The sequence below is a fragment of the Pseudomonas sp. AC255 genome (assembly GCF_979258175.1).
The window spans coordinates 3,916,733-3,930,683 of record NZ_OZ409841.1; the positions used below are offsets into that span (position 1 = coordinate 3,916,733).

The window sequence follows — 13,951 nt, forward strand, 5'->3', positions numbered from 1 at the left end:
TTCGCGAGCAGGCTCGCTCCCACAGGGGATCTCCGCTGCTGTTGATATCCAGTGTGGGAGCGAGCCTGCTCGCGAAGAACGATAACGCGGTCTGAAACCTAGTGACCATTCCCCGAATGCCCACCCGCCTGTGCAGCCTCCGCAGCTTTGCCAGCCTCGGCCTTGCGCCCGCCTTCCACTTCCGCCGCCGGGGTTTTCTGCGCCTCCTTGCCCAACTGCTCCAGCGCCTGCAGATTGCTTTTGCGCACTGCCTCGACAAATCCCTGATACGGCAGATCGGTCACACCGACCAGACCGAAATGGCCATTCTCGCCGTCGAGCAAACGCCCGGTCACCGGTTGGTCGAGATACTGGAACCAGTGCACGCCGACAATCGACGGTTCGCTCAGCGCCTGTTTGAGGAAGTTGGCATAGGCCGGGCCGCGATCTTCCTCTTTGGCCAGCTGCGTCACGCCGCCCCAGAACGGGCCTCGGTCGGCCGAGCCGAAGTTGAATTCGGTGATCAGCACCGGTTTGTCCAGCGCTGCCAGCGCGGCGAAGTCGTAGCCGTCCTGCGGCTTGAGCGTGTACATGTTGAAGCTAAACACATCGCAATACTGTGCGCAGGACGCCACGGCTTCAGGGGTACTGATGGCGAAACGACCGCCAAGGAGCATCTGGTTCGGCGCGTGCCATTTCAGCGAATCGGAAATGGTCTTGAAATAGGTATCGGCGAAGACCTTCTGGAAGTATTTGAAATCCGCTTCGATCTCCGGATGCTCCGGGTTCGGCAGTGGCGGCACGAAGCCAGGGTCTTCCATCAATTCCCACGCCGGCAACTCGATGCCCCAGGCCTTGGACAGTCCGGCCTGATTGCGGTACTTGTCGCGCAATTGCTTGAGAAAGGCGCGTTTGGCCGGCACGTCGGTGGTCATTTTCAACGTGCCGTAGGCCAGCGCGTAGCGAGCTTTCGGATCGTCGCCAGGGCCGGCCCAGGCCAGTTCGTTGTCGGCGTAATAACCGATCAGCCACGGATCGTCACGGTGATCGCGGGCGGCAATGGCCACGGCGCGCTCGGTGGCCATGGCGAAACGCGGATCGAACGGATCCGGCATGCCGCCCCACCAATCGCTGCCGGTGCTGATGCTGGTGTAATCGCCGACGATCGACAGCGGCAAGGTGTACGGTACGCGCTCAGCATCCGCCAGCGACGGCGCGCTCCAGTTGCCCACTGTGTTGAAGCCCCAGGCTTGCAGCCGATCGAGGGTATGCCGGGTCCAGCGTTCTTCATCAATAGTGGCTTTGCACGGAGCGGTTTCCTCGCTGGACGCTTGCACCGCATCGGTCTGCGCCGCTTCGGCAATTCCGGATTTTGGCTCGGCAGGCACCGCCGCAGTCTCAGCAGCCTGCACCGAATTGGCCTCAGCCGCGCCCGCCTTTGCCGCTTCGGCAATTCCGGCCTTGTTGTCGCTGTCGGCCTTGCACGGTTCGCCGTACAGGCGTTGCAGGTTGGCGCCATAGAAGTCGTACCAGCGGCCGTTGCCGTAGCCACGCCCCTGGTCGGCACCGTTGCCGCCACGGTTGTCGCCCTCACCGAAATGCGCGGCCAGCGGGTCGTCGTTCTTCGGCAACGATTCGAACATGTGTTCGCGACCAGCGACGTAGGTCTGGTTGACCTGCGCGCTGACGGTGTTGACGCCCAGCGAATAGAACGGGTGGCCTTCGGGGGTCACCAGATACCAGCGGCCATCGCGTTTTTCCGTGCGGAAGAAGCCGCTGGCCTTGAACGCCGGGCCTTTGTTCCAGCCGCCGAACTTGTCCAGCGAAGCCTTTTCACGCTCGGCCAGCCACGTATTCAGCTGTTGCTGCTCTTTGCTGGCGGCGCTTTTCAGTTGTTCGTCGCTGCTGACTTTTTCCGGCCATTTACTACGGGTTGACTGACCGTAGGCGTCGACCAGATTGCCGTACACCGCCCGCGTCACCGATTCGCCGTCCTGCACGCCGAACCGCTCGAGCAACAGGCTCTGCGCAACTTTCGGCTGATCCATCGACAGACTCACCGAGACCACTTGGCTGCGGTCGATCTCGCCAGTGCTGCTGGCCAGCAGGATGCGTTGGCCATCGACGGTCATCGGCATCGGCGGCCCGGCTTTCATGCCCTGGCTCAGCGGCGTCGAAGCCACCAGCGGCACCAGCAAGGTCTGCGCGGGGCCGGCCGGCAGATCGACGCGGCTGACCAGAGTGCGGCCATCGTTGCTCTGGATCTGCACATAGACTGTGACCGCCCAATTCATCGCACTTTGCAGACGCAGGGTCATCATGTCGGACTGCGACCAGTCCCAAGCGCCGGCCTGCGGGGTCAGGCGCAAGGTCGGCCGGGCGACCGGGTTGAACGTCACCCGGCGCAGCACTTCGCCTTCCGCGGTCTGTTCGGCATTGGCCTGCGGCAGGTCGGCGTTTTCCGTGGCGACCTTGACCACGTCGGCCGGGCGTACGAAGTTGAACAGCGTCTGCTGACCGGCGGGCGCAGCCAGCAACGGCGCGGCAAAGATCAAGGCGAAAACAGCGGGCAACGAACGGCGGATCATAAGAACGGAGTTCTCCCTAACGACCAGTCAAGGCCAGTGGAAAAGCGGTGGCAGAGAGATAGACAACGCGGCGGGCCAATCGGCCCACCCGTGTCTCAGGATATTTCACGACGGAAAGGAGGCAACGCATTGAGGATCGCCTTGCCGTAGCGCTGAGTGACCAGACGCCGGTCGAGCAAGGTGATGGTGCCGCGGTCTTCTTCGGTGCGCAGCAGACGGCCGCAGGCCTGGACCAGTTTCAGCGAGGCATCGGGCACGGAGATTTCCATGAACGGATTGCCACCGCGCGCCTCGATCCACTCCGACAACGCGGCCTCAACCGGATCATCGGGCACCGAGAACGGAATCTTGGCGATCACCACGTGCTCGCAGTAGGCCCCCGGCAAATCGACACCTTCGGCAAAACTGGCCAGCCCGAACAGCACGCTGGAATCACCGCCGTCGACCCGCGCCTTGTGCTTGTTGAGGGTCTCCTGTTTCGACAGGTTGCCCTGAATGAACACTTGCTTGCGCCAGTCGCGGTCGAGGCCGTCGAATACGTCCTGCATTTGCTTGCGCGAGGAGAACAGCACCAGCGTGCCACGGGAACCGTCGACCAGATCCGGCAGTTCGCGAATGATCGCCGCCGTGTGAGCAGCAGCATCGCGCGGGTCGGCCTTCAGGTCCGGCACACGCAACACGCCGGCATCGGCATGATGGAACGGGCTCGGCACTACGGCGGTGACGGCTTTTTTCGGCAGACCGGCGCGCATGCGGAAACGGTCGAAGGTGCCCAGCGCCGTCAGCGTCGCCGACGTCACCAAGCAGCCGTAAGCGACGTTCCACAAACTGCGACGCAAGGTTTCCGCCGCCAGAATCGGGCTGGCGTTGACCTCGATGTCGAACAGCGAGCCGCTTTCGGCCAGGGTCAGCCAGCGTGCCATGGGCGGGCTGTCTTCCGGGTCTTCGGCGGTGAACGCGGTCCACAATTCCCAGTTGCCGGAAGCGCGGGACAGCAGGCTGCCGAACAGCGGATACCATTCTTCGGCCTGATTGCTGGCGATACCGATGTTGACCTCGCCGTCCATGCCTTCCTTGAGCAGGTCGGTCAGGCGTTGAAACAGGTCGTTTAGGCGCGAATAGCCTTTTTTCAGCTCGATGCCCATCTCGCGCATATCCTCGGGAATCACCCCGCCGACAAAGCGATGACGCGGGCGCTCGCGGCCTTCGACGTCTTCGCCCGGTTTGAAATCGGCGATCTGCTCGCAGGCGGTGAACATGAACTGCTGCTGGGTCTTGATCTCCCGCGCCAGCTCGGGCACCTGCTCAATCAGCTTGCCGAGATCGCCCGGCAACGGATGCTGGGCCAGCAGCTTGGTCAGGTTCTTGGCGGTGGTTTCCAGCCAGTCGGCGGTGGAACGCAGGCGCGTGTAGTGAGCGAAGTGGCCGATGGCCTTGTCCGGTAAATGGTGACCTTCGTCGAACACGTAAATGGTGTCGCGCGGGTCAGGCAACACGGCGCCGCCGCCCAGTGCCAGGTCAGCCAGGACCATGTCGTGGTTGGTAACGATCACGTCAACCTTGCCCATGCCTTCGCGAGCCTTGTAGAAAGCGCACTGGCCGAAGTTCGGGCAATGACGGTTGGTGCACTGGCTGTGATCGGTGGTCAGGCGCGCCCAGTCGGCGTCTTCCAGCGCGTTAGGCCAACTGTCGCGGTCGCCGTCCCATTTATTGCCGGCGAGCTTTTCGATCATGCTGGTGAACAGCTTCTGACTGGCCTCGTCGACTTCGATCTTGAAGCCTTCTTCTTCGAACAGCTGCGCGGTGGCGGTTTGTGCGTGGCCTTCCTGCAACAGCATGTCGAGCTTGGACAGGCACATGTAGCGACCACGGCCCTTGGCCAGGGCAAAACTGAAATTCAGCCCGCTGTTGCGCATCAGGTCGGGCAAATCCTTGTAGACAATCTGCTCTTGCAGGGCGACGGTCGCGGTGGCAATGACCAGACGCTTGCCGGCCAGTTTCGCCGTAGGGATCGCCGCCAGGCTGTAGGCCACGGTCTTGCCGGTACCGGTGCCGGCTTCCACCGCGACAATCGCGGGGTCGCCACTGCGCCGGCCTTCGTCGTCGGTGTCGATATCTCCGAGGACTTTGGCGATTTCAGCGATCATCAGGCGCTGGCCGTAACGCGGCTTGAGACTCTTGGCCTCTAGAAAACGCGAATAGGCGCCCTGGATCGTGGTTTTGAGTTCAGTGCTGATCATTGAGTGTCGGGCGCTGGAAACGCTGGATAAATTTTCAGTAGTTTAGGGGGCGTTCTCGATTAGTTTCCACGCCGCGTTGTCGCCTTAAACCGGGCCAGGCAAGGCGCAGGCCGCTGGGAATGGTGTTTTATTTCCAAGGCCTGCAACGCAGGCTGGCCCGGCTTAAGGCACAACCCGAAGGGCCGGGTCTGCTGTTGTGCAGGGCTGCGTTGCTCGAAGCTTATTTGGAATGACCAAACCACGCTTCTCGCGCCTTGCCCTGCACAACAGCAGGCCCGGCGCGGCGCGGAAACTAATCGAGAACGCCCCCAGCGGCGGCTATCATACCTGCCTAATCGATCCTGCGCAGAACGGAGTGCCCGAATGACACCTTTTAGCCTCGTTTACCCCCTGCATGTCCTTGCCGCTTTGGTGTGGGTCGGCGGTATGTTTTTCGCCTGGATGGTCTTGCGCCCTGCGGCCGTGAAGGCTCTGGACGGCCCCGCTCGCCTGACCCTGTGGGTGGAAGTGTTTCAAGGTTTTTTCCGTTGGGTCTGGGTCGCGGTGATCCTGTTGCCGATCAGCGGCGTGGGCATGTTGCATCTGCAGCAGGTCGGATTTGAAACCGCGCCGAAGTACGTGCAGGTGATGATCGGTTTGTATGTGGTGATGACGGCACTGTTCATCCGCATTCAGGGGTTGATGCTGCCAGAGTTGCGCAAGGCGGTTGAGGCGAAGGATTGGCCGGCGGGTGCGGCAGTGCTGGGGCGGATTCGGCGGGTGGTGGGGCTTAATCTGCTGGTCGGGTTGGTGCTGGTGGCAGTAGCTGCGGCTCGGCCGTGATCGTTCCCACGCTCTGCGTGGGAATGCCGCAAGGGACGCTCTGCGTCCAGTGACGCGGAGCGTCACGGGCTGTATTCCCACGCAGAGCGTGGGAACAATCAGCGGGTTGGCCGTTAGAGGCGCTGCACGGTAACCGAACCCGCCGCTCCCACCGGCCCCGGCTGGCCATCCGCACCGGCCTTACCGTTCTTGCCGCCATCAGCGCGATAGACCAGGCAGCCCTTGGACTTGCCACCCTTGCCCGCCTTGCCGCCAACACCCGCCGGGCCGCCGGCACCGCCAGCCACGTTGACCTTGATCAGCTCGGCCGGAAAATCCCGTGGTACGGCGAGTCGCACCAGCGCACCCGGCGCGCCTGGCTGGCCATCGCTGCCGTCACTGCCATCGGCGCCGTGGCCGGCCGATCCATAGGTGCAGCCCGGATCTTCACCGTTGCCGCCGTCGAGGCCGACGAAACCCGGCGCGCCCCTGCCGCCACGGGCATCGACCGTCAGTTGCGGCGCGCTCAGGGCCTGAAATTGCAGGTTCAGATTGCGCCCGGCCCGGGCCGCTTTTTCATAAGTGCCGGGGGCGCCGCGCGCGGTGATCTGGCTGCCCTCGCTCAATTCAGCGCGCTTGACCTTCACTTCCAGCGCTTGTTCAGCGGGAACGATAGCAATTCGTGCTTCATGGCCCAGGCGCAGTTCATTGATGTTCAATTCAGTCACGTTGGACGGGATCAGCAAGGTGCCGTAATCGGCGACTTCCAGTTTCTCCAGTTGCAGCGTGCTGGTGGTGTTGGGCAAGCGCATCAAAGAATTGCTTTGCACGTTGACCACCTGGGCGCAGGCCAGTGGACTGATGAATGCAGCGAGCAGGCAGAGTTTACGCATGGGAAGAAGCCTCCGGGGCGGCCGGGGCCGGGATGGTTTGCAGGTGGAAAACGCCGAACAACAGGATGCGGCCACGATCTCGCCAAGGGTGCGGACGGCCCTTGAGGCTGCGGTTGCACAGCAGCACTTCGAGTAGATGAATCAGCAACAACAGAGCGCCGGCCAGATTCACCAGCAGATGCAGCGGATGAACAAACGGCACCAGCTGATTGGCCAGCACCACGCAGCAGAACAGCAGGGTCAGCAAACGCCCCAGCCCCCAGAACACCTTCATACGCTCCCCCGTGTTGCGAATTATTCTTTGCACGCACAGTACCGGCTTCTGCGGGGGATAAGCCAGAGGGAAAAATGAAATTTGTGCAAACGCGGATGAAATGGCTGCCGGGGCGACGATCTCGACCCGGCAGCTCTAGCCTGCGCACTACAGACGGTTGCTAACGATTGATGTGCAGCTCGACCCGGCGATTTTCCGCGCGGCCTTCATCGCTGGCGTTATCGGCGACCGGCTCACTCTCGCCTCGGCCCTCGCTGGTGAGCTTGTTCGGCGCCAGCCCCTGACTCAACAGATACGCTGCGACACTGCTCGCGCGCCGCTCGGACAAAGCCTGGTTATAGGCGTCGGAGCCTTTACTGTCGGTGTGCCCGATGACCTTGATGCTGACCACATCGGCATTGCGCAGCTTGTCCATCAAGGTGTCGAGCTGGGCTTTGGCCGCCGGGGTCAGATCGGACTTGTCGAAATCGAACAGCACGTTGCCGGCATCGCTCAAGGTGATCACTTCAGATTGCGGCGCCGGTTCGACCGGTTTGACTGCCACCGGATATTGCGGCAGCGGGCAGCCACGGTGATCGACTTCGGTGTTTTCCGGAGTGTCCGGGCAGCGGTCGCGGCGGTCGAAGACGCCGTCGCTGTCTTCGTCGCCATCCTGGGCGTAACAGATCAGCCCGCCGGTGACGATACCCAATGCCGCGCCGCCGCCGGCCCAGCCGGCGCTTTCAATGGCGCCAAGACCGCCGCCGACCAGACCGCCAAGCAGGCTGCAGATCGGCCACGTACGTTGATTGAGGGGGCGGTGCCATCGCTGTGAGTGGCACAACCGGTGAGCAAGCTGCCAAGCAGCAGCACCGGCAAGACGGACCTTGAGAAAAGACGCATTTGTGAACGCTCCTGTGTACCGGCCCATACCGGTTACACAGGAGTAAAGACCCGCATCCGCGACTGCACAAGCCGCGGATGCGAGAGGGGCTAGCGGACGATTTTGATTTCGGTGCGACGGTTCTGTGCACGACCATCAGCCGACTTGTTGTCAGCCACAGGCTGGCTTTCACCAAGGCCCGACACCGAAACGAAGCTGGCACGCGGTACACCCTGCTGGATCAGGTATTCCACCACCGAGTGCGCACGACGATCCGACAGTTTCTTGTTGTAGGCATCGCTGCCGACACTGTCGGTGTGACCGGTCACGGTCAGTTGCGCGGTAGAGGATTCCTGTTTCAAGCGATCGGCGACCTTGTCCAGCACTTGCTTGTCAGGGCCGGTCAGCGTGGCTTTGTCGAACTCGAAATGCACATCACGAATGACGATGGTTTCTTCCTTGACCACAACCGCTTCTTCGACCACTGGCGCAGGCGTTGGTGGCGGGCAACCGTCAGCATCGACCTGCACGCCTTTAGGCGTACCCGGGCACTTGTCGCGACTGTCCGGCACGCCATCGCCGTCTTCATCGCCATCACCATGAAGCCAGCAATAGGCCGCTGCCGTACCGCCGACCAGCAGCGCACCGTAGCCAGCCCACGATGCGCTTTCCGTCGCACCGAGACCGGCGCCGACCACACCACCGACCGCCGCACAGGTCGGCCAGTCGGTTTTCTGCAAACCTGCGCAACCAGTCAACACACTGGTTAGCAGAACCAAGGGTAATGCTGTCCGAACTATGCTCATCTAGTTTTCTCCTGAGGGATCGGCTTAAAACCGATTCAGGGAGTAAAGACCGGAGTTTTAATCTCCGCCAGCAATAGGCCACCGCTGTTTGCGACCGTGTTCACAGGGGTTTGCCTCTTTGGGCGAAAACCGCCGCCACCGGGCGCTTTGCCGACGCGGTCTGGCAGGCTAGTCTTGGCGGTCTGACTGAGGAGCTTCGATGAACGTCGCCATTTCTTCGCGCACGCCACAACAGGCGTTGGCCGCTTTGCTGGATCGCTACGCCCCGGCCCGACTGCTGCTGATCGGCGCCAGCGAGTTTCCCGCCTTGAGCGCTTTCAAGGACGCGCATCCAGACACCGTGGTCGCTCATGCCGCGCCCGGCGCGTTGCCCGCCGAATTGGCTGCGCAACGCTTCGATCTGGCGCTGGTAGTCGATTGCCTGGAACATTTGCCCAAACGCGATGGCCTGAACTTGTTGGGCGGCATCCGCAATCTCAACGCCAGTCGCATCGCGGTGCTGGCGGATCTGGCGGCCAGTGGCTGGCAGGAAACCGATTTCTATTCGCTGGCCCTGCAGGCCAGCGAGCGTTTTCAGCGCGACGCGCAGGTGCTGACCCTGTTCACCTACGATCTGCTTGACTACAAACAAGTCCCCGACTGGCTCAATTCACGCTTCTGGGCCAATCCGGAAAACTTCGGGAAATACTGGTGGTAATGCAATGAGTACAGCCATTTGCCCTTGCGGCAGCGGCAATCTGCTGGATGCCTGCTGCGGCCCTTATCATGACGGCCACCCGGCGCCGTGTGCCGAAGCCTTGATGCGTTCGCGCTACAGCGCTTATGTGCTGGGGCTGATCGACTATCTGGTGGCGACCACCCTGCCCGCGCAGCAGGCGGGGCTGAACCGACAATCGATCAGCGACTGGAGTGCGCAAAGCACCTGGCTTGGTCTTGAGGTGGAAAGCTCGGAAGTGTTCGGCGGCCAGCCGGAACACGCTTTTGTGACCTTCACCGCACGCTGGCATGACAGCCAGGGCGAGCACAGCCATCGCGAGCGCTCATCCTTTGTACAAAACGCCGGGCGCTGGTACTTCATCGATCCCACGGTGCAGCTGAAGCTGGGGCGCAATGACGGCTGCCCTTGCGGCAGCGGGCAGAAGTTCAAGAAGTGTTGTGCGGGTTATTTCGGCGCTTGAAAGCCAAGATCAAAAGATCGCAGCCTTCGGCAGCTCCACGGGATTAGCCGAAGGCTGAAATCTTTTAAGGTCTAGACTGGGCACAAAGGGAGTCAATTTCATGCTCGGTCGTCGGCGCACATTACATTTCCTGCTGTTGATGCTGATCGTAAACCTCGGCGGCTGTGCCTCGTGGTTCAGCGACGACAGCGTCGAGCCTGCCGTGCATCTGGTGAAAGTCGAGGTGGTGCGGGCCAAACTGCTCGAACAGAAATTCATCCTGCACTTTCGCGTCGACAATCCCAACGACAGCGACCTGACCGTGCGCGGCCTTGAATACCGGATTCACCTGGCCGACATGCTGCTCACCGAAGGCGAGCATGAGCACTGGTTTACCGTGGGTCCCAAGCGCAGCGCTTACTTCAAAGTGCCGATCCGCACCAACCTGTGGCCGAAGGTCAAACACGTAGTGAAACTGCTGAAAAATCCGAACCAGCAGATTCCCTATCGATTGCAGGGGGAAATGGAAACCGGTTTATTCATCGCCCACTACGTGCACCTTGAGCGCAATGGCGTGATAATCCCCGCCGATCTAACTCCGGAGTGACCTCGATGACCCAGCAACCCCATGTCCATGGCCCTGACTGCAACCACGATCATGAGCACCATCATGATCACGACCATGGCCATGTCCACGGCCCGAACTGCGGCCACGCTCACCAGGAACCGGTGCGCAACGCCCTGAAAGACGTCGGCCGCAACGACCCTTGCCCATGCGGCAACGGCAAGAAATTCAAGAAGTGCCACGGCGCTTGATGTCACTGGCGAAGATCTTCTTCGCCTGACACACCGCTTCGCGAGCAGGCTCGCTCCCACAGTTGATCTGCACTCAACACATTTTTGTGAACCTGCGCAGCCCTGTGGGAGCTGGCTTGCCAGCGATAGGGCGGCACATCCCTGCATTGATGTCGCCTGATTCACCGCAATCGCTGGCAAGCCAGCTCCCACAGGTCTATCAGTTGACTGTCAGAATCAGGGCAGCACTGACCACCGTCGCATACTCCCCATGCAGATTGCCCAGCGACATCCCGTGCACCTCTTCAGCGGTACGCGGTGTGCCGAAATAATCGGCCTTGTCGAAGGTAAAACATGCATCCTCCGCCACCCATGTGTCGAAACCAAGGTTACCCGCAGTGCGCGCCGTTGATTCCACCGAGTTGTTTGTTGCCACGCCGACAATGAGCACCTGACCAATCCCCGCCTCGCGCAACTGCCGTTCCAGCCCCGTCGCACAAAACGCATCGGGCACCTGTTTCTGGATCAGCCATTCAGCGTCCTGCGGCATAAAGCGCGGCTGAAACTCCACTCCGTCCTGCTCCGGCCAGAACACCGAATCAGGTGAGCGCGACAAGTGCTGCACGTGAATCACCGGGCGCCCGCGCAGGCGCCACAGCGCCAATAACTCAAGCATTCGCTCTTCGGCCTGAGGATTATTCCGCCGCCCCAGACGCGGATGCAGAATGCCTTTCTGCTGGTCGATGATGATCAGCGCAGCGTTGCTTTGAAGCTCCATAGCGATCTTTCTCCTGACAGGTCTCGGGACTCATTCCGCAGTTCAACATCAGCGCTTTCCCACAAGCAACTGTCACGCCTCTGACCGATCAGCCGACAACTGCATAAATAACCACTCGCCCCGCTTGCGCGGCCCTCGCGCCGTCACTAACGTAGCGGCTTTATTGCGCCCCCAGCCTTATACCCCCGCAGGAGCTTCGCCATGGCCTCGCCAGCCCTTACACATTTTCTTCCCCGGTTCGGCGTTGCCGCAGCAGTGGCCGGTGTCCTCGGCCTGTCCGGTTGCCAGACCTGGAATGCCCAGGACAGCCTGCCGCCGACCTCCGGCGTGCAACCGCTCAAGGGCCTGGCGCAGAACGTGTCAGTGCGGCGCAATGCGATGGGCATGCCGTTGATCGAGAGCAACAGCTTCCATGACGCGCTGTTCAGCCTCGGCTATGTCCACGCCAGCGACCGCATCAACCAGATGGTCACCCTGCGCCTGTTGGCTCAGGGCCGGTTGGCGGAAATGTCTGGCGCGTCGATGCTCGATGCCGACCGCTACATGCGCGCGGTCAATCTGAAGAAGAGCGCCGGCGAGCTGTACAAGGCCTCGTCGCCACGGCTCAAGCGCTTCTTCGAAGTCTATGCACGGGGCGTCAACGCCTACCTGTTCCGCTACGCCGACAAGTTGCCGGGCGACCTCGCCGCCAGCGGTTACAAGCCCGAATACTGGAAACCGGAAGATTCGGCGCTGATTTTCGCCCTGCTGAATTTCAGCCAGTCGGCCAACCTGCCGGAGGAAATCCAGTCACTGGTGCTCGCGCAAACCGTGACCACTGACAAACTCGCCTGGCTGAGCCCGTCGGCGCCTGATGAAAACCTGCCAGTGGCTGAAGCCGACAAACTGCAAGGCCTCAAGCTCAACGGGCAGATTCCGGGGCTGACGGAATTGAGCAACGCCAGCCAGCAACTGTCGTCGCTGAACCTGCTCGCCACACCGACTGCGAACAATTGGGCGATCGCCCCGCAACGCAGCCGCAGCGGCAAGAGCCTGCTGGCCAGCGATGCGCACGGGCCGCTAGCCGCACCGTCTCTGTGGAGTTTCGTGCAGATCCGCGCGCCGAAATATCAGGCCGCCGGCGTCACGGTTGCCGGTCTGCCGATGGTGCTCGGCGGCTTCAACGGCAAAGTGGCGTGGAGCATGACCAGCGTGCTCGGCGACAATCAGGACCTGTTCCTCGAGAAAATCCGCCGTCAGGGCAGCAGCCTCACTTATGAAGTCAACGGCAAATGGCAGCCGCTGGGCGTGCGCAACGAAACCTATTTCGTCAAAGGCCAGCGGCCGATTCGCGAAGCCGTGTACGAAACCCGCCACGGCGCGCTGCTCAACAGTGCCCAGGCAGCGGCGCAGGGCAGCGGTTTCGGTCTCGCTTTACAGACGCCAAGCTTCACTGACGACAAAACCCTGGATGCCTTCTTCGACCTGACCCGCGCGCAGAACGTCGAGCGCGCCTCAGACGCCAGCCGTGAAATCCGCGCCATTACCCTGAATCTGGTCTTTGCCGATGCAAGCAATATCGGCTGGCAAGTCACCGGGCGCTTCCCCAACCGTCGCGAAGGTGAAGGCCTGCTGCCCTCGCCGGGTTGGGACGGTCGCTACGACTGGGACGGTTACGCCGACCCGATGCTGCACCCCTACGATCAGGACCCGGCACAAGGCTGGCTCGGTACCGCCAACCAGCGCGTTATCCCCGACGGCTACGGCATGCAGCTGTCGAAATCCTGGGCGGCACCGGAGCGTGGCGAACGCCTGGCGGAAATGGCTGGCAGCGGCAAGCACGACAGCCGCAGCGTGATCGCCATGCAGTACGACCAGACCACCACCTTCGCCGCCAAGCTGAAAAAAGTCTTCGAAGCGCCGGGGATGAAACAACCGCTGAAACAGGCGATCGACGCCCTGCCGGAAGCCGAACGCAGCAAGGCCCGCGAAGCCTTCACGCGCTTGATGGCGTTCGACGGCAAGCTCAGCCCGACCTCGGCGGATGCGGCGATTTATGAACTGTTTCTGCAGGAAAGCATGAAGCAGATCTTCCTCGATGAACTGGGTCCTGAGTCGAGCCCGGCGTGGAAGGCCTTTGTCGCCAATGGCGATCTGTCCTACGCGGCGCAGGCCGATCATCTCTTGGGGCGTGAGGACAGTCCGTTCTGGGATGACCTGCGCACGCCGCAGAAGGAAGACAAATCCGTGATTCTCGCCCGCAGTCTCGCTGCAGCGATTACAGCGGGCGACAGCCAGTTGGGCGGCGATCATCGCGCCTGGCAGTGGGGCAAACTGCACAGCTATGCGTGGAAAAACAGCAACGGTCAGACTGTACGCGGGCCGCTGGCGGCTGGAGGCGATCACACCACGCTGAACAGCTCGGCGTTTGCCTGGGGCCAGGACTTCGTCACCACGCGCGCGCCGTCGATGCGTTTTATCGTCGACTTCGGCCAGAGCGAGCCACTGATGGCGCAGAACGGTACGGGGCAGTCGGGCAATCCACTGAGTCCGAACTACCTGAACGGGATCGATGCGTGGCTGAAAGGTCAGTACATCGGCCTGCCGATGCAGCCGCAGAACTTTGATCGGGTGTATGGCAAGGCCCGCTTGACCCTCACCCCCGGGAAATAGAGCAAGATCAACAGCCCCTCACCCTAGCCCTCTCCCTGAGGGAGAGGGGACTGATTGGGGGATGCTTGGGTCTTGCGCCGACCTGAAAGAGAGATGGTGAATCCAACATTGGATCAGGCTCAAGGC

The 13,951-nt window shown here is 61.8% G+C and carries 12 protein-coding genes and 1 pseudogene; 6 read left to right on the forward strand and 7 right to left on the reverse strand.

Translation table 11 applies throughout. From position 1 onward, the window contains the following. Positions 1–98: 98 nt before the first annotated feature. Together ACZZ0K_RS17820 and dinG are read right to left on the reverse strand one after the other, a co-directional pair. Positions 99–2,567 (reverse strand): beta-galactosidase, encoded by a 2,469-nt coding sequence (locus ACZZ0K_RS17820; RefSeq protein WP_258707698.1) that lies wholly within the window; start codon positions 2,565–2,567, stop codon positions 99–101. A gap of 95 nt (positions 2,568–2,662) precedes the next feature. Further along, positions 2,663–4,807, reverse strand: a complete 2,145-nt coding sequence (gene dinG, locus ACZZ0K_RS17825; RefSeq protein ID WP_150636400.1) for an ATP-dependent DNA helicase DinG — start codon at positions 4,805–4,807, stop codon at positions 2,663–2,665. A gap of 363 nt (positions 4,808–5,170) precedes the next feature. Here dinG and ACZZ0K_RS17830 point away from each other — a divergent pair, with 363 nt between their 5' ends. After that, on the forward strand, positions 5,171–5,629 hold the full coding sequence (locus ACZZ0K_RS17830) for a CopD family protein (protein WP_076566254.1): 459 nt from the start codon (positions 5,171–5,173) through the stop codon (positions 5,627–5,629). Between the two features lie 113 nt (positions 5,630–5,742). Here ACZZ0K_RS17830 and ACZZ0K_RS17835 read toward each other — a convergent pair whose 3' ends face one another. From ACZZ0K_RS17835 to ACZZ0K_RS17850, 4 genes and pseudogenes are all read right to left on the reverse strand, one after another. Next, positions 5,743–6,501, reverse strand: coding sequence for a collagen-like triple helix repeat-containing protein (locus ACZZ0K_RS17835; RefSeq protein WP_056783356.1), 759 nt, complete (start codon positions 6,499–6,501; stop codon positions 5,743–5,745). Then, the gene (locus ACZZ0K_RS17840) at positions 6,494–6,775 is read right to left on the reverse strand and encodes a DUF1145 domain-containing protein (protein WP_016771375.1); all 282 of its coding nucleotides are present in this window, start codon (positions 6,773–6,775) and stop codon (positions 6,494–6,496) included. Before ACZZ0K_RS17840 ends, ACZZ0K_RS17835 begins: the two co-directional genes overlap by 8 nt. Before the next feature lie 160 nt (positions 6,776–6,935). Continuing rightward, positions 6,936–7,657: pseudogene (locus ACZZ0K_RS17845) on the reverse strand (OmpA family protein). A gap of 90 nt (positions 7,658–7,747) precedes the next feature. After that, complete coding sequence (locus ACZZ0K_RS17850; protein ID WP_463559243.1) at positions 7,748–8,443, reverse strand: OmpA family protein; 696 nt, start codon at positions 8,441–8,443, stop codon at positions 7,748–7,750. 199 nt (positions 8,444–8,642) lie between these two features. Between ACZZ0K_RS17850 and ACZZ0K_RS17855 the strand changes: the two genes are divergently transcribed. The 4 genes from ACZZ0K_RS17855 (at position 8,643) to ACZZ0K_RS17870 (ending at position 10,416) form a co-directional block, all read left to right on the forward strand. Then, complete coding sequence (locus ACZZ0K_RS17855; RefSeq protein ID WP_056783350.1) at positions 8,643–9,140, forward strand: DUF6231 family protein; 498 nt, start codon at positions 8,643–8,645, stop codon at positions 9,138–9,140. A gap of 4 nt (positions 9,141–9,144) precedes the next feature. Next, positions 9,145–9,621: a YchJ family protein gene (locus ACZZ0K_RS17860; RefSeq protein ID WP_150743354.1), complete on the forward strand. Its 477-nt coding sequence runs from the start codon at positions 9,145–9,147 to the stop codon at positions 9,619–9,621. A gap of 100 nt (positions 9,622–9,721) precedes the next feature. Further along, a complete protein-coding gene (locus ACZZ0K_RS17865) occupies positions 9,722–10,207 on the forward strand; it encodes an LEA/WHy family protein (RefSeq protein WP_150743353.1) in 486 nt (161 codons plus the stop codon). 5 nt (positions 10,208–10,212) lie between these two features. After that, on the forward strand, positions 10,213–10,416 hold the full coding sequence (locus ACZZ0K_RS17870) for an SEC-C metal-binding domain-containing protein (protein WP_252879547.1): 204 nt from the start codon (positions 10,213–10,215) through the stop codon (positions 10,414–10,416). Positions 10,417–10,615: 199 nt separating this feature from the next. On the opposite strand, the gene ACZZ0K_RS17875 is transcribed toward ACZZ0K_RS17870, so the two are convergent. Further along, entirely contained in the window at positions 10,616–11,173 is a 558-nt protein-coding gene (locus tag ACZZ0K_RS17875; RefSeq protein ID WP_252883289.1) for a cysteine hydrolase family protein, read from the reverse strand. Between the two features lie 201 nt (positions 11,174–11,374). On the opposite strand from ACZZ0K_RS17875, the gene ACZZ0K_RS17880 reads away from it, so the two are divergent. Next, positions 11,375–13,825, forward strand: coding sequence for a penicillin acylase family protein (locus ACZZ0K_RS17880; RefSeq protein ID WP_258707697.1), 2,451 nt, complete (start codon positions 11,375–11,377; stop codon positions 13,823–13,825). Positions 13,826–13,951: the final 126 nt, after the last annotated feature.

Excerpts from the sequence above, each read along its gene's own strand:
- ACZZ0K_RS17850 (WP_463559243.1), bottom strand. The coding sequence starts at position 8,443 with ATGAGCATAGTTCGGACAGCATTACCCTTGGTTCTGCTAACCAGTGTG.
- ACZZ0K_RS17880 (WP_258707697.1), top strand. The coding sequence starts at position 11,375 with ATGGCCTCGCCAGCCCTTACACATTTTCTTCCCCGGTTCGGCGTTGCC.
- ACZZ0K_RS17870 (WP_252879547.1), top strand. The coding sequence starts at position 10,213 with ATGACCCAGCAACCCCATGTCCATGGCCCTGACTGCAACCACGATCAT.
- ACZZ0K_RS17840 (WP_016771375.1), bottom strand. The coding sequence starts at position 6,775 with ATGAAGGTGTTCTGGGGGCTGGGGCGTTTGCTGACCCTGCTGTTCTGC.
- ACZZ0K_RS17855 (WP_056783350.1), top strand. The coding sequence starts at position 8,643 with ATGAACGTCGCCATTTCTTCGCGCACGCCACAACAGGCGTTGGCCGCT.
- dinG (WP_150636400.1), bottom strand. The coding sequence starts at position 4,807 with ATGATCAGCACTGAACTCAAAACCACGATCCAGGGCGCCTATTCGCGT.
- ACZZ0K_RS17860 (WP_150743354.1), top strand. The coding sequence starts at position 9,145 with ATGAGTACAGCCATTTGCCCTTGCGGCAGCGGCAATCTGCTGGATGCC.
- ACZZ0K_RS17820 (WP_258707698.1), bottom strand. The coding sequence starts at position 2,567 with ATGATCCGCCGTTCGTTGCCCGCTGTTTTCGCCTTGATCTTTGCCGCG.
- ACZZ0K_RS17875 (WP_252883289.1), bottom strand. The coding sequence starts at position 11,173 with ATGGAGCTTCAAAGCAACGCTGCGCTGATCATCATCGACCAGCAGAAA.
- ACZZ0K_RS17835 (WP_056783356.1), bottom strand. The coding sequence starts at position 6,501 with ATGCGTAAACTCTGCCTGCTCGCTGCATTCATCAGTCCACTGGCCTGC.
- ACZZ0K_RS17830 (WP_076566254.1), top strand. The coding sequence starts at position 5,171 with ATGACACCTTTTAGCCTCGTTTACCCCCTGCATGTCCTTGCCGCTTTG.
- ACZZ0K_RS17865 (WP_150743353.1), top strand. The coding sequence starts at position 9,722 with ATGCTCGGTCGTCGGCGCACATTACATTTCCTGCTGTTGATGCTGATC.